Annotated in this window: 19 protein-coding genes; 8 read left to right on the plus strand and 11 right to left on the minus strand. The window is 59.4% G+C overall.

The annotated features are described in order from the left end of the window. Positions 1-125 (plus strand): transposase domain-containing protein (locus AB1S50_RS15520; RefSeq protein WP_367148845.1); only part of this gene is annotated, 125 nt, incomplete at its 5' end. 11 nt (positions 126-136) lie between these two features. Here the strand turns inward: AB1S50_RS15520 and AB1S50_RS15525 are convergent. Together AB1S50_RS15525 and AB1S50_RS15530 are read right to left on the minus strand one after the other, a co-directional pair. Next, positions 137-634: an NADPH-dependent FMN reductase gene (locus AB1S50_RS15525; RefSeq protein ID WP_367151858.1), complete on the minus strand. Its 498-nt coding sequence runs from the start codon at positions 632-634 to the stop codon at positions 137-139. An 8-nt stretch (positions 635-642) separates the two neighbouring features. Then, entirely contained in the window at positions 643-1,563 is a 921-nt protein-coding gene (locus AB1S50_RS15530) for a DMT family transporter (RefSeq protein ID WP_367151860.1), read from the minus strand. A gap of 94 nt (positions 1,564-1,657) precedes the next feature. On the opposite strand from AB1S50_RS15530, the gene AB1S50_RS15535 reads away from it, so the two are divergent. Continuing rightward, complete coding sequence (locus tag AB1S50_RS15535; RefSeq protein ID WP_367151862.1) at positions 1,658-2,146, plus strand: MarR family winged helix-turn-helix transcriptional regulator; 489 nt, start codon at positions 1,658-1,660, stop codon at positions 2,144-2,146. 443 nt (positions 2,147-2,589) lie between these two features. On the opposite strand, the gene ald is transcribed toward AB1S50_RS15535, so the two are convergent. Beyond that, on the minus strand, positions 2,590-3,735 hold the full coding sequence (gene ald / locus AB1S50_RS15540) for an alanine dehydrogenase (protein ID WP_367151863.1): 1,146 nt from the start codon (positions 3,733-3,735) through the stop codon (positions 2,590-2,592). Between the two features lie 194 nt (positions 3,736-3,929). Between ald and AB1S50_RS15545 the strand changes: the two genes are divergently transcribed. Further along, positions 3,930-4,415 carry an Lrp/AsnC ligand binding domain-containing protein gene (locus AB1S50_RS15545; RefSeq protein WP_367151865.1) on the plus strand — a complete coding sequence of 162 codons (486 nt, stop codon included), beginning with the start codon at positions 3,930-3,932 and terminating at the stop codon, positions 4,413-4,415. 110 nt (positions 4,416-4,525) lie between these two features. Here the strand turns inward: AB1S50_RS15545 and AB1S50_RS15550 are convergent, their stop codons facing one another. Beyond that, complete coding sequence (locus AB1S50_RS15550; protein ID WP_367151867.1) at positions 4,526-5,038, minus strand: O-acetyl-ADP-ribose deacetylase; 513 nt, start codon at positions 5,036-5,038, stop codon at positions 4,526-4,528. A gap of 89 nt (positions 5,039-5,127) precedes the next feature. Further along, complete coding sequence (gene putP, locus AB1S50_RS15555) at positions 5,128-6,600, minus strand: sodium/proline symporter PutP (protein ID WP_367151869.1); 1,473 nt, start codon at positions 6,598-6,600, stop codon at positions 5,128-5,130. A 197-nt stretch (positions 6,601-6,797) separates the two neighbouring features. Between putP and AB1S50_RS15560 the strand changes: the two genes are divergently transcribed. Further along, the gene (locus AB1S50_RS15560; protein ID WP_367151871.1) at positions 6,798-7,394 is read left to right on the plus strand and encodes a hypothetical protein; all 597 of its coding nucleotides are present in this window, start codon (positions 6,798-6,800) and stop codon (positions 7,392-7,394) included. Here AB1S50_RS15560 and ttcA read toward each other — a convergent pair. Next, complete coding sequence (ttcA, locus tag AB1S50_RS15565) at positions 7,279-8,193, minus strand: tRNA 2-thiocytidine(32) synthetase TtcA (RefSeq protein ID WP_367151873.1); 915 nt, start codon at positions 8,191-8,193, stop codon at positions 7,279-7,281. The two genes, AB1S50_RS15560 and ttcA, sit on opposite strands and share 116 nt — an antisense overlap. A 70-nt stretch (positions 8,194-8,263) precedes the next feature. Continuing rightward, on the minus strand, positions 8,264-8,932 hold the full coding sequence (locus tag AB1S50_RS15570; RefSeq protein ID WP_367151875.1) for an arylesterase: 669 nt from the start codon (positions 8,930-8,932) through the stop codon (positions 8,264-8,266). Between the two features lie 234 nt (positions 8,933-9,166). On the opposite strand from AB1S50_RS15570, the gene AB1S50_RS15575 reads away from it, so the two are divergent. The 4 genes from AB1S50_RS15575 to AB1S50_RS15590 all read left to right on the plus strand — a co-directional run bounded on the left by AB1S50_RS15575 (position 9,167) and on the right by AB1S50_RS15590 (position 14,880). After that, a complete protein-coding gene (locus AB1S50_RS15575; RefSeq protein WP_367151877.1) occupies positions 9,167-9,889 on the plus strand; it encodes an ABC transporter ATP-binding protein in 723 nt (240 codons plus the stop codon). Continuing rightward, positions 9,889-12,345 (plus strand): ABC transporter permease, encoded by a 2,457-nt coding sequence (locus AB1S50_RS15580; RefSeq protein WP_367151878.1) that lies wholly within the window; start codon positions 9,889-9,891, stop codon positions 12,343-12,345. The genes AB1S50_RS15575 and AB1S50_RS15580 overlap by 1 nt, the downstream gene beginning before the upstream one ends. Positions 12,346-12,447: 102 nt before the next feature. Then, positions 12,448-13,716 (plus strand): adenosylmethionine--8-amino-7-oxononanoate transaminase, encoded by a 1,269-nt coding sequence (bioA, locus tag AB1S50_RS15585; RefSeq protein ID WP_367151879.1) that lies wholly within the window; start codon positions 12,448-12,450, stop codon positions 13,714-13,716. 120 nt (positions 13,717-13,836) lie between these two features. Continuing rightward, a complete protein-coding gene (locus tag AB1S50_RS15590) occupies positions 13,837-14,880 on the plus strand; it encodes an ABC transporter ATP-binding protein (RefSeq protein WP_367151880.1) in 1,044 nt (347 codons plus the stop codon). Positions 14,881-15,095: 215 nt separating this feature from the next. On the opposite strand, the gene AB1S50_RS15595 is transcribed toward AB1S50_RS15590, so the two are convergent. From AB1S50_RS15595 to AB1S50_RS15610, 4 genes are all read right to left on the minus strand, one after another. After that, positions 15,096-16,799 carry an ABC transporter permease gene (locus AB1S50_RS15595; RefSeq protein WP_367151881.1) on the minus strand — a complete coding sequence of 568 codons (1,704 nt, stop codon included), beginning with the start codon at positions 16,797-16,799 and terminating at the stop codon, positions 15,096-15,098. Between the two features lie 78 nt (positions 16,800-16,877). Beyond that, positions 16,878-17,909 (minus strand): Fe(3+) ABC transporter substrate-binding protein, encoded by a 1,032-nt coding sequence (locus tag AB1S50_RS15600; protein WP_367151883.1) that lies wholly within the window; start codon positions 17,907-17,909, stop codon positions 16,878-16,880. A gap of 81 nt (positions 17,910-17,990) precedes the next feature. Then, positions 17,991-19,274: a cation:proton antiporter gene (locus AB1S50_RS15605; protein ID WP_367151884.1), complete on the minus strand. Its 1,284-nt coding sequence runs from the start codon at positions 19,272-19,274 to the stop codon at positions 17,991-17,993. After that, positions 19,274-20,818, minus strand: coding sequence for an FMN-binding glutamate synthase family protein (locus AB1S50_RS15610; RefSeq protein WP_367151885.1), 1,545 nt, complete (start codon positions 20,816-20,818; stop codon positions 19,274-19,276). Before AB1S50_RS15610 ends, AB1S50_RS15605 begins: the two co-directional genes overlap by 1 nt. Between the last annotated feature and the right edge of the window lie 126 nt (positions 20,819-20,944).

The raw sequence follows: 20,944 nt of genomic DNA on the forward strand, positions 1-20,944 counted from the left end.
CCAAGCTGAATGGTCATGATCCCTTTGCGTATCTGAAAGATGTGATGCAGCGATTACCGATGCATCGCGCCAGTGCTATCGGCGAGCTGCTGCCCCATAACTGGGTTCCTGCTGACAAGGTGTGATGCCCGGACGCTTACCTTCGTTCCTCGATAGTTGGGTCGTTGCAATTCAATTCATCATCAAATAGTGAACCAACCTCACGGAATATGAGGTGATCCGGGAGAAAGCAGACGTGATTATTTTTACTACCCGTCATGCGAAGTTCACTTACTGGATAGACGCCATTTAAGCTTGCGGAAACGCTGACAATTAAAGCAGGTTTGTGTGCCAATTCATTCGCAGTAGCCAACATAAGGAAGTTTTTGAGCGCTGGTGTCGCCATCCCGTGCCACTCTGGTGTGATAAAAATAAACGCATCCGAGAATTTTAGCTCTTCGGCAATTTTTCGCCAGGGCGCCCACTCTTCCGTATCATTCCAAACCCCTTCGTTCCAAAATGGCAGGTTGAGTTCATACAGATCGTGAACCACCGTCTGCTCAAACAGCGGCTTGGCTTTTTTTTCCAGATAACGGGCCACTGTTAGGTTTTTTGAGTCAGCGCGTTGACTGCCGGAAATAATGGTCAGTTTCATAGTATCTCCTAAACTGCTTGTTGAACGCGGAGTGGTCTGTTGCTAGTTGCCTTTTGTGCAGCCAGTATGATGGAGAGGAATATGGAAATTGCACCGACACACTGTAAGGGTGTGAGCGCTTGGTCCAGAATCAAATAGCCAAGCAAAACGGCGGAAACACTACTTAACAAGCCCAAAAAAGAAACCGTAGTGGCGGGTAGTTTTTCGATACCCCGAAACCACAATGCGTAGGCCATCACCGCCCCTACAAGACCCAGGTAACCGTAGCCAAGCCAGGCTGTTGACGTCAGGTGGGCAGGGAGCCCCTCCTGTTCAAGCGCAATAGGCAGCAGTAAAACACCACCAAAGAGAAGCTGCCAGCCCGTGAAGCTGAGCAGGGTCATATTTTTCGGCCTTCCCCAACGTTTGGTCAGCACCACCCCTGAAGCCATACTGGCTGCACCGAGCAATCCCACCCAAATACCACTGGTATCCAACTCTGAGGGGGTACTAAACACCAATAGCGCAATACCGGCGATTCCGATAAAACCGGCGCAGAGCTGGTGCATGCTCAAGTCACTGTTGAGCAATACAAAGCCGAAGATCATGACAAAAATAGGCTGCATGGACATGAGCAGCGCTGCCATACCACCCGGCAGAGCATTGGCTGCATAGAAAAGACAGAAGAAGAACAGGCCAATGTTGAGCAAGCCGAGTATGGCTAGCCTGCTCCACCAGTGCCCCTGCGGTAATACCCGACCAGCGAGTACAAGCAGAATACCGGCTGGCAAGGCTCTCATAGTAGCGGCAACCAATGGGCTATTGGCCGGTAGAAGCTCTGTAGTGACGATATAGGTGCTGCCCCAGACAATAGGGGCCATGGCGGTAAGCACCAATGTGACGATAAAATCAACTCTGGTCATAAACATCTCGACAACCCGCTTTTTCACAAGTATCTTTTATAAAAGATACTTTTGTGACAGTAATGGCTTTATTACTTCCCGTCAAGTATCTTTTTTAAAAGATTTATAGGGAGAAGGCTCTATGGAAGATTCAGTGGATGTGATTCTGCAGCAGTGGAGAAATGCCCGGCCTGACCTGGACTGCTCCGCTATGGGGGTCGTTGGTCGCCTACGCCGTGTCAATGGAATCTGGCAAAAACAGCTGGAAGAGATCTTCGCTCAATTTGAACTGAGCGGTGTCGAGTTCGACATCCTGGCCACCCTTGGTCGCAGCCAGGTTGCGCTGACACCTACTGAGTTGTACCAAACACTCATGCTGTCGTCGGGCGCGATGAGCACACGCATTGAACAATTGGTACAGCGTGGGCTCATCGAGCGCAGTGCCAGTGAAACGGATCGTCGCAGTTGCCGGGTGCAATTGAGTGGGCTTGGGCAGAAAAGGCTGGATGCGGCGCTGGAAGCACACTTAGAGAATATGGATAACATGCTAGCTATGCTGAACAAGCGTGAACAGGGTCAACTGGCAAACCTTTTAAAGAAAATACTGGTTTCCAATTCCCGGTCTGAATAGCTCAAGCTCTATACGGCTAATATGCGATCGCCCATGTTATTACTACATTAGTCACCGCAATATCAAGGCTGCCCCCCTCACTGTGCTGTAAATTTGTTTGTGGGAGCGGGAGAGTCGCACTTTTTAGTACGCTTTCAAACGCATGGTTGCCATTGCAGTTTTCAATCCACAAAGCCCCCATGCTCGTGAGTGGAATCCCCAAATCACCGTCGCACCCATAGCTTTTCCACTGGAGTGGCCGGCTAACTACGGACTGCAGCGGGGCCACTTGCGGCTACGCGAATGGGTTAGGCAAAACCCAGTTGGATCTTTTGAATATGAAAAACCGCGCGTCGGATCGGAGGGGCTTTTACCTTACTCCGAACCAAAATACGCGCGGGACAGTTTTACAAGCGTTAAAAACTAACTTTTCAATCTTTCCAATCTGACTGCGAGGCAGCAGTCTAAGCCGCGGCCCCTTCAGCCACCGCGGATTTTTGCAGTGCCAGCTTAGGATCGACAAACTCATAGCCCAGCACATCGGCCACTGCCTGATAGGTCACCATACCTGCATGGACATTGAGACCTTCCAGCAAATTGCTATCGTCCAGCAAAGCCTGCTTGGCGCCCTTGTTGGCCAGCGCTACGGCGTACGGCAGGGTAGCATTGTTCAGCGCCATAGTGGAGGTACGCGCAACGCCACCGGGCATATTGGCCACACAGTAGTGCACCACGCCATCGACAATATAAGTGGGCTCCTGATGGATGGTCGGCTTGGAGGTTTCGAAGCAACCACCCTGATCGATGGCGACGTCCGCAACAACCGCGCCTTTCTTCATGCGGCTGATGATATCCCGGGTCAAGAGTTTGGGGGCCGCAGCACCGGGAATCAGCACCGCGCCAACCACCAGATCCGCTTCCAAAGCGTGCTTCTCGATGGCATCGTTGGTGGAATATTCGGTGCGTACGGCACCGCCGAAGATATCGTCCAACTGACGCAGCCGCGGCAGCGATCGATCCAGAATAGTGACATCAGCCCCCATACCCAGGGCCATCTTGGCGGCGTTGGTACCCACCACACCACCACCGATAATCAGGACTTTGGCCGGCGCGACACCGGGAACACCACCCAGCAATACGCCCAGGCCGCCCTGGGCTTTTTCCAGGTGATGGGCGCCGCACTGCACGGACATTCGGCCGGCTACTTCGGACATGGGGGCCAGCAACGGCAGGCCGCCAAAGCGGTCGGTGACTGTCTCGTAGGCGATGCAGGTTGCGCCGGATTTAACCAGCAACTCTGTCTGCTTGGGGTCCGGGGCCAGGTGCAGGTAGGTGTAAAGGATCTGGCCCGGGCGCAGCATTTCACACTCGTGGGGCTGGGGCTCTTTCACCTTGACGATCATGTCCGCAGTGGCAAAAATCTCTTCTGCCGACTCTATGATCCGGGCACCGGCCTGCAGGTACATTTCGTCGCTGAAGCCGATGGCGCTGCCACCATCTTTTTGCACCGCTACCGCATGACCGTGACTCACCAGTTCACGTACACTGGCCGGGGTCAGACCGATGCGATACTCGTGGTTTTTGATCTCTTTTGGTACACCAATCAACATTTTTATCACTCCAAGTTTTTGTCTGATGCGCCTATTGGCAGATTGCCGGTGAATGACCGAACCTCTCTTATTCGACCAGTGTAGAACCAGCCCTGGAGTGTATTTATGCATTATTTTTTGCTTAAATAGCGGAATCCACTGATTACATGGCTGAAGCCGCCAGTTTTTAAACAATCCCGCTTATTGGAGCCCCTATGCGCAAACGCGCCAGCGAACTCTCCACCATCGACCGAAACATTCTGCGGGTACTGCAGAAAAATGGCCGCACCAGCTACGCCGAGCTGGCACGTCAGGTGGGTCTTACCGCCACCCCCTGTGTAGAGAGGGTCAAACGCCTGGAGAACGACGGTGTCATCCAGGGTTATACGGCACTGATCAACCCGGAATTTCTCGATGCGGCGCTGGTGGTATTCGTACAGATACGCCTGAACCGCTCGGCTCAGGATGCCTTTGAGGAGTTCCGCAATGCGGTGGCGGCACTGCCGGAAGTACAGGAGTGCTATCTGGTCTCGGGCAATTTCGACTATCTGATCAAGGCGCGGGTGGCGGATATGAGTGCCTACCGAAAGTTTTACGGCGAGACGCTATTGACGCTGCCGGAGGTACAGGAGTGCACCAGTTATGTGGTGATGGAGCAGGTGAAGGAGACGCTGGAGGTACCTGTACATTACAACCGCTGAACGGCACCGGACAGTTCGAAGCCAGCGGCTGCCCCGCTGGCAACCGGGCAGCTGGGGTGGGATTTCGATGAATGGGGAACGATTAATTGGATTGCCGGGCTATTGAGGAATCAGCGCCGCACATAGGCCCCCAGCTGTCGCCGGTAGAGCCCGGCCATTTCCTTGTCGAAGCAACAGAACACCGCGGTTTGCGGCGGACATTCCCGATCCTGATGCCGCACTATCTCCTCCACGGCTATTTCCACTGCCTGCCCGGGTGGATAGCCGTAGACACCGCAACTGATGGCTGGAAATGCAATTGACCGCATACCTTCCCGCCGGGCCAGAGCCAAACAGTCGCGATAACAGCATGCCAGCAGTTCCGGCTCGCCGAGACTGCCACCCCGCCACACGGGGCCAACGGTGTGGTAGATGCGTCTGGCACTGAGAGCAAAGGCGGGGGTGGCGCGTACCTCTCCCACTGGACAGCCACCGATCCGACGGCAGGCCTCACCGAGCCGGGGCCCCGCCGCGCGGTGAATAGCCCCGTCCACACCACCGCCACCGGCGAGGTGGCGGTTGGCCGCATTGACGATCACATCGACCTGGAGCCGGGTGATATCGCCGAGATAAACTTCGATCACTCTTGGCTTCTCCAACCGCTTTCTCGTTAATAGGGCGCGGATGGAACTCCATTTCACTGCACGGCAAGGGCCGCACGCACAGCGACGACTCAACCCATCAGTTGGCGGTGTCGCGATGCCACGTCAGTTGGACAATTCGTCACAATACTCACTAACACGATAGCAGTTGCAGAGAAAACAAACGCCGGCAACAGCTCATAAATGTCGAAGATTCCCCCGGAGAGCTGCCGCCAGACCACGACCGTCACGCCGCCGACCACCACACCGGCTATGGCTCCGCTACCGGTCATGCGCGACCAGAACAGACTGATCAGTACTGCGGGTCCGAACGCCGCCCCCAGTCCGGCCCAGGCGTAGGACACCACATCCAGCACCCTGGAGCCGGGGTCCAGCGCCACCCAGACCGCCACCAGCGCCAAGCCTACTACCGCCCAGCGGCCCACCTTCACCATGTCCGCGGGGCTGGTCTGGCGGCCAAACCAGACGTGGTAGATATCTTCCGCCAGCGCCGCCGAGGACACCAGTAATTGCGAGTCCGCCGTGCTCATAATGGCCGACAGAATCGCCGCCAGCAGCACCCCGGCGACCAGTGGATGAAACAGGACTTCAACCAGGGCCATAAATACCCGCTCGCCGTCCGGGAGCGTCTGTTGCAGCTCAAGGTGGCCAAACAGGCCCACACAGATAGCGCCAAAGAAGCCCACCAGAGACCAAATCGCCGCCACAGAAGCCGCTACAGGCACATCATCGGGGCTTCTCACCGCCTGGAAACGGGCCAATATATGGGGCTGGCCGAAGTATCCCAGCCCCCAGGCCAGTGCACTGAGAATCGCCACCAGGCCCAGTGCCTGGCCATTGCTGTCGCGCAGCCAGTGCATCAGTTCCGGCACCTGCTGGTGCAGCAGGCTCCAGCTGGTGGCCATGCCACCCTCGTCCACAATAACCACCAGGGGCACAGCGACCAGTGCCAGGCTCATCAGCAATCCCTGGAACACGTCCGTCCAGGAGACCGCCAGAAAACCGCCAAACAGGGTGTAGGAAATCACAGCCACCGCACCCGCGATGACCGCCCAGTGGTAGTCCCAGCCAAACACCGTCTCGAACAGTTTGCCACCGGCAATCAGACCCGAAGCCACGTAAAAGAGAAAGAACAGCAGGATAAAGAAGGCGCAGACGGTGCGCAGGTAGGGGTGGCCCATGTTGAAGCGCCGGTGCAGATAGGCGGGCACTGTCAATGCGTCGTCCAACTCGTAGGTATAGACCCGCAGGCGCCGCGCCATGGTGGTCCAACTCAACACTATGCCCGTAAACAGCCCCACCGCAATCCAGACCGAAGACAGACCGGACATATAGGCGGCACCGGGCAGACCGAGCAGCAGCCAGCCGCTCATGTCAGACGCTCCGGCGCTCAGCGCCGCCACTGCCGGTGGCAGTGTGCGGCCGCCGAGAAAATAGTCGCTGGCGTTCTTGGTGCGCAGATACGCGTAGACACCAATAACGAGAATAAGCCCCAGGTAGGCGACGAAAGTTGCCGCGATCAACCACTGTGCATACATAGACATTCCCTCTGCTGTCGACAGCGGCTTGTCTGCCAGCCCGCCACCACCGAGTTATTGCTGTTATTTGCTACGGATACCTGCCCCAAAACAGGTACTGCAACCTATTTTTGTGTTTATTGCACCTAAATCTACCCATTCGCTGGCGCCGACTCAATCCGCACACTACAAATGGGAAGACACATGGAAAATCCGACAACACTATGGGTATCTGTTTGGACGAACTGCGGCGTATGGTCATTCGTCCGACCCTGAAGCACCTCCGCGCCTGGTCTGCAGGAATGGAAGAACTTCTACTGGGCACCGCCGCACAGGAATCACTACTCGGCTTCCACCTCAAGTTCGGGCGGCGACACGGCCTGGGAATCTACCAGATCCAGCCACACACCCACCGCGGCATCTGGGACGATTATCTGATTCACCACCCGGCCCTGGCCTCCAAGATAAGAGGGCTGGCGAGCCAGCACGATTTCCTCCAGCACCCCCACAGTGAATTGGCCACCAATCTGCGCTACGCCACCGCCATCGCCCTGCTGGTCTACCGCGCTGCCGATATCGATATACCGGACCCGGGCGACATAGCCGGAATGGCACGTATCTGGCACCGGGTGTTTCATCACGGCCCGGTTGCCACTGCACGCGACTTTGAACTCAGCTATGCGCGCCTGGTGTCAGGGGCCCCCGCTACAGATTCAGCGCCTCGATATACAGAGGGGGCTCGTCCCTATCCCCCGGCGGAAGCCAGGAGTTCACCTGGCGCCCGCCTGCCATCTCACCCGCAGGGGCAGCCACTGGCGTAGTCCGGTCCAGGCGCAAATTGACAAAATCGTAGAGTTCGCCATCCGCCAACTGCGACGGCGATACCCGGGTGAGCGCCGCAAAGATGTTTTCCGTGCGCCCCGGGTACTGGCACTCCCACTCCTGTAACATCCGCTTTACCGCCTGGCGCTGCAGGTTTTCCTGACTGCCGCACAGGTTGCAGGGGATTATGGGAAATGCCTTATAGGTGGCGAAACTGGCCAGATCCGCCTCGCGGCAGTAGGCCAGCGGGCGAATCACAATATTGCGTCCGTCGTCGGCTCGCAGTTTCGGTGGCATAGCCTTGAGTCGGCCGCCGTAAAACATATTGAGGAACAGGGTCTCCACAATATCGTCCCGGTGGTGCCCCAGCGCCACCTTGGTGGCCCCGACCTCCTCCGCAAAACCGTACAGGGTGCCGCGCCGCAACCGTGAGCAGAGACCGCAGGTGGTCTTGCCTTCCGGCACCACCTGCTTCACCACCGAGTAGGTATCCTTCTCGACGATGTGATAGGGCACCCCCAGAGAGCGCAGATAATCCGGCAGTACCTGTTCCGGAAAGCCCGGCTGTTTCTGGTCCAGGTTGACTGCGACCAGTTCAAAACTGACCGGAGCGCTCTTTTGCAGGTTGAGCAGTATGTCCAGCATCGCGTAGGAGTCCTTGCCGCCGGACAGACAGACCATAAGCCTGTCCCCCTCTTCAATCATGTTGAAGTCGGCGATGGCCCTGCCCACATTGCGGCGCAAGCGCTTCTGCAGCTTGTTGAACTCCAGCCGTTGACGGCGGTTAAGGTCGGACATGGGCTTGCTCAAGTTACCGGGATCTGTTGACACTGTGCGGATAGGAGGTGCGCGATTGTACGCATTTCCGTCAGGGAGTACACGACCGCGCATCCACCTCCGCTTGCATCAGACCCTGGATACAGGGCCACACATGCTCCAACAGGGCGGGTTGTGCCCCGGCCGTGGGGTGGATGCCGTCCGCCTGCATGGCACCCTCCTGCAGGGCTACCGGCTGCAAAAAAAACGGCACCAAAGGTACCTGCTCGGCCGCCGCCACTTTTGGGTAAACAGCGGCGAATGCCTCTGTGTAAGCCCGCCCGTAATTGGGCGGCATGCGCATGCCCAACAACAGCACCCGCGCGCCCCCCTTCTGCGCCAGTTGCACCATACGCTGGAGGTTTTGCTGCAGGGACCTGGGCGGGTAGCCGCGCAGGCCATCGTTGCCCCCCAGCTCCAGAATCAGCCAGCGGGGCCGGTGCTCCTCCAACAGGCGCGGCAGCCGCGCCAGCCCACCGGCAGAAGTCTCGCCACTGACACTGGCGTTCACCACCATCACCGACTTGTCCTCTTCAGCCAGGCGCTCGCGCAGCAACTGTACCCAGCCCTCGGCTTCGTCGAATCCATAGGCGGCACTAATACTGTCACCCAGCACCAGTAGTGTGTCACCCGCATCGGCACGGGTGCCGGCCGAAGGGACCAGCAGCAGCAGGTACAAGCCCAGCCGAACCATCGGGTGCCGTAAAAAGTCGATCGCCATGTCATACTCTCCACTGCCATTTACGTATTGTTAACCGGGCAACCGATAAGGTTACCCGGTTAATGCGGCACAGGGATATGCCGCCGCCGGACCAGGGCCGGCGCTAGCCACCAGAAAACCGGCGATTTCTTCTAATCGCCAGTTTTTCAGGGGCGAGGATCCAATCGATGAGGGATTATCCGTTGGATTGCCGGGCTAATACTATGCAACAAACCGCAGCTTAAGGAAGTCGCAATGTCCACCATGCTCAGGGCCGAAAACCTCTGCCACCGCGTCGCCACCAACGAAGGACCACTGACGCTGTTAAACGATGTTTCCCTGCAGCTCCCCCGCGGTCAAAGCCTGGCCATCACGGGCGCTTCCGGGTCCGGTAAGTCTACCCTGCTGGGCCTGCTGGCGGGGCTGGAAAAGCCCAGTGAGGGGCGTATATGGCTTGCCGACGACGAAATTACAGCCATGGATGAAGAGCAACGGGCCGCCATACGCGCCCGCCGGGTGGGCTTTGTGTTCCAGACCTTCCAACTGTTGCCCGGTCTCACCGCAAAGGAAAACACCATGCTGCCCAGCGAACTGCGTGGGGAGCGCAACGCTTCCAGCCGCGCCGAGGAATTTCTCGCCCGGGTCGGTCTCGATCACCGCCTGCATCACTATCCACGCCAGCTCTCCGGCGGCGAGCAGCAGCGGGTCGCCATCGCGCGGGCCTTCGCCAGCTTCAGCGATAGGGACGGCATCCTGTTCGCCGATGAACCCACCGGCAGTTTGGATGCCGGCAATGGCGACAGGGTCATCGACCTGTTATTCAAACTTAATGAAGAATCTGACGCCACTCTGGTCCTGGTAACCCACGAGCGACGCTTGGCGGAGCGCTGCCAGTCCCATTTGCAACTGGCGGCGGGAGCGGTGGAATCCGTGGATCGATTGTCCAATGACAGTAACCTCTCGGGGATGTCCATCTGATGCTGCCACTCAAATTGCTCGCGCGCGACTGGCGCGGAGGAGAATTGGCACTGATCGCTACCGCTCTGGTTTTGGCGGTCAGCTGTGTCACTGCTATTGCCCATTTCGGCGACCGCCTCACCCGCGCCATGCATATTCAGTCCCAGACCTTCCTGGCGGCCGAACGGGTAGTCAGCAGCAGCAAACCGGTGGACCCGGCTTGGCTCCAGGAGGCTGACAACCGCGGTCTACAGCGGGCGGAAACCGTGCAGTTTGCCTCCATGCTGGCGGCCGGCGACCAGTTCCAGTTCGCCGCCGTGAAGGCGGTCAGCAACGACTATCCACTGGTCGGCCATCTGGAAATCCGCAGCGCCGCCGAAGCGGACAAAAAAAGAGTGGCCAGCGGCCCCGCCGCCGGTGAGGTCTGGTTGGAGCCGCGGCTGCTGCCGCTACTGGATTTGCACATGGGCGACAGCCTGCAACTGGGGGACAGTGCCTTCGCAGTCACGGGACTGCTGGAGCACGAGCCGGATCGTAGTGGCAACCTGTTTTCCATGGGCGCCCGGCTGATGATGAATAGCGCCGATCTGGCGGCCACCCATATTATCCAGCCCGGCAGCCGCGTGACCTATCGCTACCTGTTTGCCGGCGACAATCAGGTGCTGGACAGCTACTTCAAGTGGCTGCAACCGCAACTCACCGAACACCAGCGGGTGATCGATCTCCGCGAGGGGCAGCCCAGGGTGGCCTCAGCGCTGGACCGGGCCGAACGCTTTCTGTTTCTGGCGGGCAGTCTCGCGGTCCTGCTGGCCAGCGTCGCTGTGGGACTGGCAGCGCGCCGTTACAGCCTGCGCCACACCGCCTATGTGGCGGTAATGAAAAGTCTCGGTGCCGGGCGCGGCAAAGTGCTGCGGATCTATCTAGGGCAGTTGGCGGCACTGGTGCTGCTCGCCACCGCTGCGGGACTGCTGATCGGCAGCCTGGTGCAGGCACAGGCAGTGGCGCTGATGGCCGACTTTTTCCCTGTGGACCCGCCCCCGAGTGGCTGGCACCCGCTGCTGGTGGGGCTGGCCACCGGCTTTGCCTGCGCGCTCGGCTTCGCCCTGCCGCCGCTGTTTCGCCTGGCCCGCACCAGCCCTATACGGACACTGCGACACGACTGGAGCAACCCCGATCGGCGCGAATGGCTGGGCCTGATCCTCGGTCCTACATCCATGCTGCTGCTGATCTGGTGGCTTTCCGGCAGCCTCGCCATTACCGCGGCACTGTTTGCCGGTATGGCGCTGCTGGTGGCCGGCAGTGCGCTAGTGAACCGGTTGCTGGTACGCGGCCGTCTCGCCACCCTCGGCGGTGGCTGGCGCATTGCACTGGGCAGCCTGCAGCGCCGGGCCGCCTTCAATACCCTGCTGATCGCCGCCTTTGGCACCGGCCTGCTGGCCATGCTGGCACTGGTCTTCGTGCGCACCACTCTGATCGACGAGTGGCGTATGCAACTGCCCGAGAATGCCCCCAACCACTTCCTCGTCAACATAGCCCCCGACGAGAAAGATGCGGTACAGACACTGCTGGCCGACAACGGAGTGGTTTCCACCGAGTTGTACCCGATGGTGCGCGGCCGCCTCATCGCCATCAACGGCGAAACCGTCAAAGACCGCCGCGAGCAGGACGGCGCCCTGCGGCGGGAACTGAATTTGAGTTGGACCGACAAGCTAGCACCGGACAACCGCATAGTGAGCGGACAGTGGTGGGATCAGGCCCAGGTCGATGAGGGCGTGTCCGTGGAAGTGGAACTGGCGGCGCGACTGAATCTGCAACTGGGCGACCGGCTGCGCTTTTCCATTGGCGGCCTGGAGTTGGAAGCACCCGTAACCAGCCTGCGCTCACTGGACTGGAACAGCATGCGGCCGAATTTCTTCATGCTGTTCGCACCCGGCAGCCTGGAGGGCTTCCCCGCCACTTATATCACCAGTTTCTATCTCCCCCCGGAACAAAAACTGCTGGTCAACGACCTGGTGCGGGCCTTTCCCAGTGTCAGCGTGATCGAGCTGGACAAAATCATCGAACGCATCCGCGATACCATCAACCAGGTCTCGCTGGCGATCGAGTCGGTCATGGTCCTGATGCTGGTGGCGGGAGTGCTGGTGTTGGTGGCCGGCGTGCGCGCCAGTATCGCCGAGCGATTGCAGGAGGCGGCGATCATCCGCACCCTGGGAGGCCGCCGGCGCCTGCTGCTGCAAAGCCTGGTCCTGGAGTTTGGTCTGCTGGGTTGCGCCGCGGGGCTGCTGGCCGCAATCGGTGCCGAAACCACCCTGGCGGTATTGTCGCGGCATGTGTTCGACCTGCCCTTTACCCCCCACCCACTGCTCTGGCTGCTGGGGCCGCTGAGCGGCGCGCTGTTGGTGGGTGCCGCCGGTACCCTTGCCTGCCGCAGCTCCGTCAGCCAACCGCCACTCAGGGTCCTGCGCCAGCTGGCCTGACGAACCATTGTTATCGACCCGGCAATCCAGTCCACAGCCCCTCATGGACTGGGTTGCCGGGTTAATATTGCGGTGCACCCAACTACACCAATTGACGCAGTTATGGATCTCGACTTCGACCGCCGGCACATCTGGCACCCCTACGCCTCCCTGACTGACCCGGCACCGGTTTATCCGGTGACCCGGGCCGACGGCGTGCACATTACTCTCGAGGACGGCACCGACCTCATCGACGGTATGTCCTCCTGGTGGTGCGCCCTGCATGGCTACAATGTGCCGCAGCTGAACCGCGCCGCCGCCGAGCAGATGGAGAAGATGTCCCATGTGATGTTCGGTGGCCTCACCCACGAGCCGGCCATAGAAGTCTGCAAAAAACTGGTGGCGCTGTCGCCGGGGCCATTGCAGCGGGTATTCCTGGCCGATTCCGGCTCGGTGTCGGTGGAGGTGGCCATCAAGATGGCGCTGCAGTACTGGCAGTCCCGGGGTCGCGGTGAGAAACACCGCCTGCTGGCGTTGCGCAACGGTTACCACGGCGATACCTTCGGCGCTATGGCAGCCTGCGACCCGGTCACAGGCATGCACCACCTGTTCGCCAGTCACCTGAACCGACACCTGTTTGCACCCGCCCCGGCCCCCGGCTTCCATCAGCCCTGCCGCGAAGGCGACATCACTCCGCTGCGGCGACTGGTAGAGCAACATCACCGCGAACTGGCAGCACTGATTCTCGAACCCGTGGTACAGGGCGCGGGCGGCATGCGTTTTTACTCACCGGAGTATTTGCGACGCGCGCGCCAGCTGTGCGATGAATACGACCTGCTGCTGATCGCGGATGAAATTGCCACCGGTTTCGGTCGCACCGGCACTATGTTCGCCTGTGAACACGCCGACATAGCGCCGGATATCCTCACCCTCGGCAAGGCCCTGACCGGCGGCACCATGACCCTGGCGGCCACCCTGTGTACCGACCAGGTGGCCGAGGGCATCTGCCGCGGCGAGGCCGGGGTCTTTATGCACGGCCCCACCTTTATGGGCAATCCCCTCGCCTGCGCGGTCGCCAACGCCAGTATCGAACTGCTGCTCGACAGCCCCTGGCAACAGCGGGTCAGCGCTATCGAGGCACAGCTGTGTCGCCAGCTGGCACCCCTCAAACAGGCTCCGGGGGTCGCCGACGTGCGCACACTGGGTGCCATCGGCGTGGTGGAGATGAAGCAGCCGGTGAATGTGCCGCTGGTACAGAGGGCCCTGATCCAGCGCGGCGTATGGCTGCGCCCTTTCGGGAAACTGGTTTACACAATGCCGCCCTATATCATCTCCCCCGGTGAACTGGGCCAGATCAGCGAGGCCATGGTCCAGGTTCTGGGCGACTTGTAGACCTGTGGCGGGTGGATCAAAAGAGAGATTCGCCTACAATCGACGGCACTGTTGTGGAAGCTCTGATTCATTCGGTGCAACCGGCCGCTTGTTTTTCACTTGAATGCGCAAAAAGGGTTTATGGTTCAACCGCTGTTAGAAATCACCGAAATCGAATGTCGCCACGGTGACAGGATCGTCCTCGAACAGGTGTCCTTCCACCTTCACCAGGGCGAGATCTGCTGCCTGCTGGGCCCCAGCGGCTGTGGTAAAACCACACTGCTGCACGCCGTGGCCGGTTTCAATCCTGTCTACCGGGGGCAAATCTCTCTCGCCGGCCGGCCGATCTCCACCGCATCTGCAGTCACACCGCCGGAGCGGCGCAATATCGGTGTGGTGTTTCAGGACTATGCCCTGTTTCCACATCTGACCGTACAGCAAAATATCGCCTTCGGACTCAAATCCGCACCGCAGCCGGAGCGGCGGGCCCGGGTGCGAGAACTGTTGCAACTGGTACGCCTGGAGAGCCACGCCGACAAGTTCCCCCACCAGCTGTCCGGCGGTCAGCAACAGCGCGTGGCACTGGTGCGCGCGCTGGCGCCGCGCCCGGGACTGCTGTTGATGGATGAACCCTTTTCCAACCTGGATACAGAACTGCGGCGCAGTCTGGCCAGCGAAGTGCGCCATATACTGCGGGAACAGGGCACCAGCGCGATACTGGTGACCCACGACCGCAACGAGGCCTTTGCCGCAGCGGACCAGTTGGGTGTGCTGACCGGGGGGCGCCTGCAGCAGTGGGACACGCCGGAAAATATTTTCCGCCACCCCGCCAGCCTATCAGTGGCGCGCATCGTCAGCGACGGCTTTGTGGTAACCGGCAAACTGGTGCGGGAAGGCCTGCTACAAACGGAAATCGGGCGCCTGGCACCGGCGCCTATGCCAAACCTGGATAGCGGCGAAGTGCGGCTGTTCGTACGCAACGAAGCACTGCTGCCGGGCGATCACGCGGATGCGGTAGCGGCCCAGGTGGTCGACAAGAGCTTTCTCGGCGACCGTGTCATCTACAAACTGCGCCTGCCCCAGGGACGTGTAATCGAGACCACCTTCGCTACAGATTACCGCCTGGAACCCGGCAGCGAAGTGCCACTGCGCATCGGCGAGGCCCTGATCTTTTCAGACCATTAACTCCATCGATGTTGCCACTAGCAGGTTGTTGAAAAAGGCATCCTGCCTGTTTCAAAACACGAAAAGCGAAAAATGTGATTTTCACTTTTCTCCCAAAATCAACGACTTAGGCGTCGTTGATTTTGCCGGAACATCCATATTCCGGCACCAGGCGTCGAAATTCTTCGAATTTCAACAGCCTGCTAGATGTTCCCACGGGTTTTTTGCCTGCAGGATCAGGGCTGCGGGGTGGCAAGCGGATCCGCAAATATCGACCCCGTATCTGCAGTGCGCCTCTGCCCCATGGCGCGGCTCAGCAGAATCACCGGCAACAGCCCCACCAGCACTATCATCAGTGCTCCCAGGGCAGAGCGTTCCAGCATTTCATCGGAAGCGAACTGGTACACATAGGTAGCCAGTGTCTCCAACCCAAATGGCCGCAGCAGCAGCGTAGCCGGCAGTTCCTTCATACAGTCGACAAATACCACCAGCGCCCCAGTCAGCAAACCCACGCGCACCAGTGGAAAATGTACCGCCCACAGGGTCTGCCAGCTGCTGCGCCCCAGGGAGCGGGATGCCCGATCCATGGCGGGCGTCACTTTTTCCAGGCTGGATTCAATCGACCCGGCGGAAACCGCTAGGAAACGCACCGTGTAGGCAAATAGAATCGCAAACACGGAGCCGCTCAGCAACAAGCCGGACGAAATACCGAAATGATCGCGCAAAAATGCGTCCACCGCATTGTCAAACGCGGCCAGAGGAATCAGTACACCGATGGCCATCACCGCGCCGGGCATGGCGTAACCCAGTTTGGCGAAATCCACCAGCATCCGTATCACCGGCAGCGGATACAGGCGCCTGCCATAGGCGAGCAGCAAACCGATCATGGCGGTCGCCAGTGCAGCGCCCGCAGACAGCAGAAAACTGTTGCGCGCCGCAGCAAAAAAATCACTGTTCCAATAACGGGAAAAATTCTCCAACGCATACTGCAGTAAAACCACCAGTGGCACCCCAAAACCCAGCAGCAACAACAGGCTGCAGCAGAGTATCGCACCCAGCGCCCGCGGGCCGCGAAGGACATACTGATCGCGGCGACTCGACGCGGACTGGACAAAGTGTTTCTGCCGCGCACGTCCCATGCGCTCTAGCACAATCAGCAGCACTACGAACGCCAGGGTACTGCTGGCAATCTGAGCCGCGCCCCCCAAATTGCCCCGGCTCAGCCAGGTATCGTAGATACCTACACTCAGCGTGCGCACCGCGAAGAAATCGACGGTGCCAAAATCGTTCAGGGTTTCCATCAGTACCAGCGACAAACCCACCGCTATGGCCGGCCGCGCCATCGGCAGTGACACCCGCACAAAGCTCTGCCAGGGCGTACACCCCAATGCGCGGCTGGCGGCGCGAATACTGCCGCACTGCTCCAGAAAGGACGCCCGGGCAAGCATATAGACATAGGGGTAGAGCACCAGCGACAACATGGCCACCGCCCCGCCCATGCTGCGGATCGGCGGGAACCAGTAGTCCCGTGCGCTTTGCCAGCCGAACCAGTCGCGCAACATTTTCTGCACCGGGCCGGCGTATTCCAGTAAATCGGTATAGACATAGGCGATCACATAGGCCGGCACGGCAAACGGCAGCAACAGCGCCCAGGTGAAGAAACGCCTTCCCGGGAATTGGCACATGGTCACCAGCCAGGCGCTGGCGACACCCGCCAGCAGGGTGCAGACCCCCACTCCCAGGGCCAGAATGAGGGTGGCGGAAACATAGTGAAGCAACACCGTATCCAGCAGGTGGGGCCAGATATTGTGCTCGGGGAAGAGCGCCAGTAGAAACACCGACAGCAAAGGCAATGCCACCAGCATCGCTATGGCGGAGACAGCAGTGATCCAGCGCAAACGGGAAAAGCCGGCAGTGGAGGGAATGGAATCGATCAGCATAAATGGCAAAAACCGCAATCCGGTAACAGCGACCGGACTGCGATTAAAAAACTGGCACCGGAATTTGAGGCGCCCCAATCAGAAATCGAACTGGACCTCGTCGACCAGGCGCGAGGCGGTCGGTACATGGGTGGCAATCTCAGTAATACTCAACTTATCTTCTTTAAACGCTCCCATGTGTTGCCGGATGAGTTCGGAGCGCTGGGTACCCGGACGCACAGGAAATTCAAAATTCTTTTCCGCGTATAGGTACTGGGCGTCCTCTCCACTGAGAAACTCCAGCAGTTTGATGGCATTGTCGCGGTGGGGTGCATATCTGGTCAGGGCCGCACCGGAAATAAACATATGGGTGCCGCGATCGCCCTGATTGGGAAACACCAGGTTGACGGACTCGGCCCATTCAATCTGTTCCGGCTGCTCCGTATTGGTGATCATATTGCCAAAATAGTAACTGTTGCCCAGGGACAGGTCGCACTCTCCCTCGCTGATGGCCTTAACCTGGGCCCGATCATTGCCCTGCGGCTTGCGCGCCAGATTGTCTTTCAGTCCCTGCAGCCACTGCTTGGTCTCCGCCTCGCCGTGGTGCGCAATCATGGACGCTATCAGAGATAAAGTGTAGGGATGCTTGCCGCTGCGGGTGCAGATACGCCCCTTCCACTTGGGGTCTGTCAGCTCCTCGTAGCTGGTGATCTCCCCGGGTTTCACGCGCTCCCTGGAGGCATAGATCAGCCGCGCACGGGTGGTGAGTCCGAACCAGTTGCCATTCGCATCGCGAAACTGCGCCGGGACATTCCGCTCTAGCACCGCACTCTCCACCGGTTGCGTCAGCCCCTTGCCCACCAGATCCATCAGGCTGCTGGTATTGGAGGTCAGCACTATATCCGCAGGGCTGTTGCGCCCCTCGCGCTCCAGGCGCTCGTTCAGACCGGAACTTGCATAGACCACTTGGGTTTCGATGCCCGTCTCGCGGGTGAATTCGTCCAGTACCGGTTCGATCAGAAACGGCTGGCGATAGGAGTAGATATTGACCTGTTCGGCGGCACCTGCACTGAGGGCAGTGCCCAGGGCTGCCAGAACAACCGCCATACGGGAGACAAGGGATTTGCGCATCGGGATTCCATGATCCTGTGGATTAATCTGCGAAGAATTCTCATTCTTATTCAGGCGCAAGTCAACCGTGCCGGCCTCCGCTCAGTGACCACCGGACGAGCGGGCGCTCTCCAGTTTCTCTGCCTCAGCGTCGGCCATGCGGTTGATGAGAAAGCGGGTGCTGGTGCCCTGTACCAGCAGCGAGAAGAGTACCACACCAAACACCATGGCCTGTATCGTATACCAGTAGGGCAACTCCGTCGGCAGCGACAGCACCAGCGCCAGGGCAATGACCCCGCGCACCCCTCCCCAACTCAAGACCAACCGCCAGGGTTTGAGCAGCGGCGGCCCCACAAAGCGGCACAGCGGCGCCACCAGAAATATGGCCAGCGCCCTGGCACCCACTGCGGCCATGATCGCGATCAGCATTGCCAGCCACTGGCTGGTAAACATACCCGGCGTGATCACCAGCCCCATAATCACGAAAATCAGCGCGCTGAACAGCAGCCCCAACCACTCCCAGGTGGGCCCCACATCCGCCAGGAAGGTATCCTCCTGCTCGCGCAGGCAAATACGGGTGACCACTGCACAAACCATAACTGCGAGAATACCGGACACATGCACCACATGCTCCGCCAAGTAAAAAGTTCCAAAGGCGGACAACACCAGCGTCGCCAGAGCGGCCCCGGCAGAACCCAGAAACAGGACCACAATCGCGGTCAGCAGCCCGCACAGCAGGCCCAGCGCCAGCCCGCCAAAAAAGATAACGGTGAAATAAAGCGACATGTCCGCCATGCCGAACAGGGGCACACCGGTAACCTCCGCCCCCTCCACCACTGTGTGCATGGCCGCGCCCAGGACCAGGGAAAAAAGTACGATTGACGCCGCGTCGTTGAACAGGCTCTCACCCTCCACCACGGTGAGCAACTCCTTGTCAGCGCGGGTCTGGCGCAGCTTGTTGATCACCGCCACGGGATCCGTCGCCGCGAGAATGGTCCCGGTCAACAGGGCTGCGATCCAGGGAAAACCGGGGTGTCGGATCCCATAGTAGATAAGTACAGCGGTTAATAAGGCACATATCGCCACCCCCAGTGTCGACAACAGCAGAATGGGTCCCATCCAGCGTTTCAGCAGCTTCGGTTCTATGCGCCAGGCGGCCTCGAAAATCAACACCGGCAGTATGACAAAAAACACCAGTTGGTGGAGATTGTCGGCGCGGATCCCGGTATCAAACTCAATCACCGGCAACAATATGCCCGCGACCACACCCGCGATCAGGCACCCAAGAGTGTTGTCGATGCGCAGCATCCGAGCCAGCATCAACCCGGTCACCGCCGCCATCGCCATGTACAGGCCCTGCCCGACGAGTGTTGTTACTCCGTCCATCACTGCCTCCTCCGGTCGCTGGCAATAACCGCCTTGGTTTTCACTTCTGGCATCAACTCGCTGAGGGGCACCGCCACGCCCCGCTCATTGATCACCTCCACATGATGACGGCGCAGCAGGCGCGGCTCCGGCACACCACAGGAGTGCGCTATGTAACCCACCTCGTGCATCATGCTGCGCGCGTAATTACCCACCCGGTCCGCCTTGTCGATAGGATCCAGCCCCTGCTGTAGATCCGGGTTGTGGGTGGTGACACCGGTGGGACAGGTATTTTTATTGCACTGCATGGCCTGGATGCAACCCAGTGAAAACATAAAGCCGCGGCCGCAATTGACGAAGTCAGCACCCATGGCCAGAGCCCAGGCAACAGCGGAGGGGGTCAGCAGCTTGCCCGCACAGATCACTTTGATACGGTCCCGCAGGCCATACTCCGTCAGCAGGTCGACCACCAGCGGCAGGCTGCGGTTGAGCGGCAGCCCCATATAGTCCATCAGGCTCTGTGGTGCAGCGCCACTGCCACCGTCGGCGCTGTCGATATTGATGAAGTCCGGCGCGGTATCCAGGCCGCGCCGCACTATGGAGTCGCACAGGTCGTGCAGCCACTGGCTGGCACCGATGACACACTTGAACCCACTGGGCTTGCCGGTGACTTTGCGAATGTGCACGATCATGTCCAGCAGGCCCTCCACATCGTGAAACTCCTGGTGGGCATTGGGGCTGATGGAATCCCTGCCCACGGGTATGCCGCGCACCCGGGCTATTTCCGGGGTCACCTTCGCCGCCGGCAGGATGCCGCCCTTGCCCGGCTTGGCCCCCTGGGACAGTTTCAGCTCGAACATCTTCACCTGTTGGTGGGCCGCCACCTGCGCCAGTTTTTCATCGCTCAGGTTGCCGTGTTCATCACGCACACCATACTTGGCGGTCCCTATCTGAAACACCAGATCGCAACCGCCCTCCAGATGATAGGATGCCAGCCCCCCCTCCCCGGTGTTCAGCCAGATCCCCGCCTTCGCTGCCCCCTTGGACAGGGCCCGCACCGCCGGTACCGACAGGGCGCCAAAGCTCATTCCCGAGATATTGAAAAACGCACTTGTGGTATAGGGTTCGGCGGCGTAACCACTCCCTACCGTCACCGGTGCCGGCGGCACCGCATCTTTTTCCAAAGTGGGAAACGGGTGATTGAGAAACAGGACATCGCCGGGCTGATTGAGCGATCTGGTGGAACCAAAAGCAACCGTGGAATCCACATTTTTGGCCGAGCGATACACCCAGTTGCGCTGGGCGCGGTTGAACGGCATCTCCTCGCGGTCGAGGGCAAAAAAGTACTGGCGAAAAAACTCCCCCAGATGCTCAAACTGATAGCGGAAACGCCCCAGCACGGGGAAGTTGCGGCGGATCGCCTGTTTGGTCTGGCTGATGTCCGACAGATAGACATAGACCACGTACAACACCAGTACCACCAGCGCAAACGCGAATAACAGCGCAAAAAGCTGCAGAACCTGAACCGCGAATGCACGGATAGCATCAACCGCCTCTAAATCCATCTCGCTGCTCCCATTCTTATTATGTATGCCATTGTATGTCTCACTTGTCGCCCTTACCCAGGGAAGCTCCCGGCCGTGGTAAGATCGGGCAAAGCCGGGGGGCCGGATTCGCCTTAGCAGGTTGTT

It is taken from the genome of Microbulbifer discodermiae (genome assembly GCF_040742695.1).
Classification (GTDB): domain Bacteria; phylum Pseudomonadota; class Gammaproteobacteria; order Pseudomonadales; family Cellvibrionaceae; genus Microbulbifer.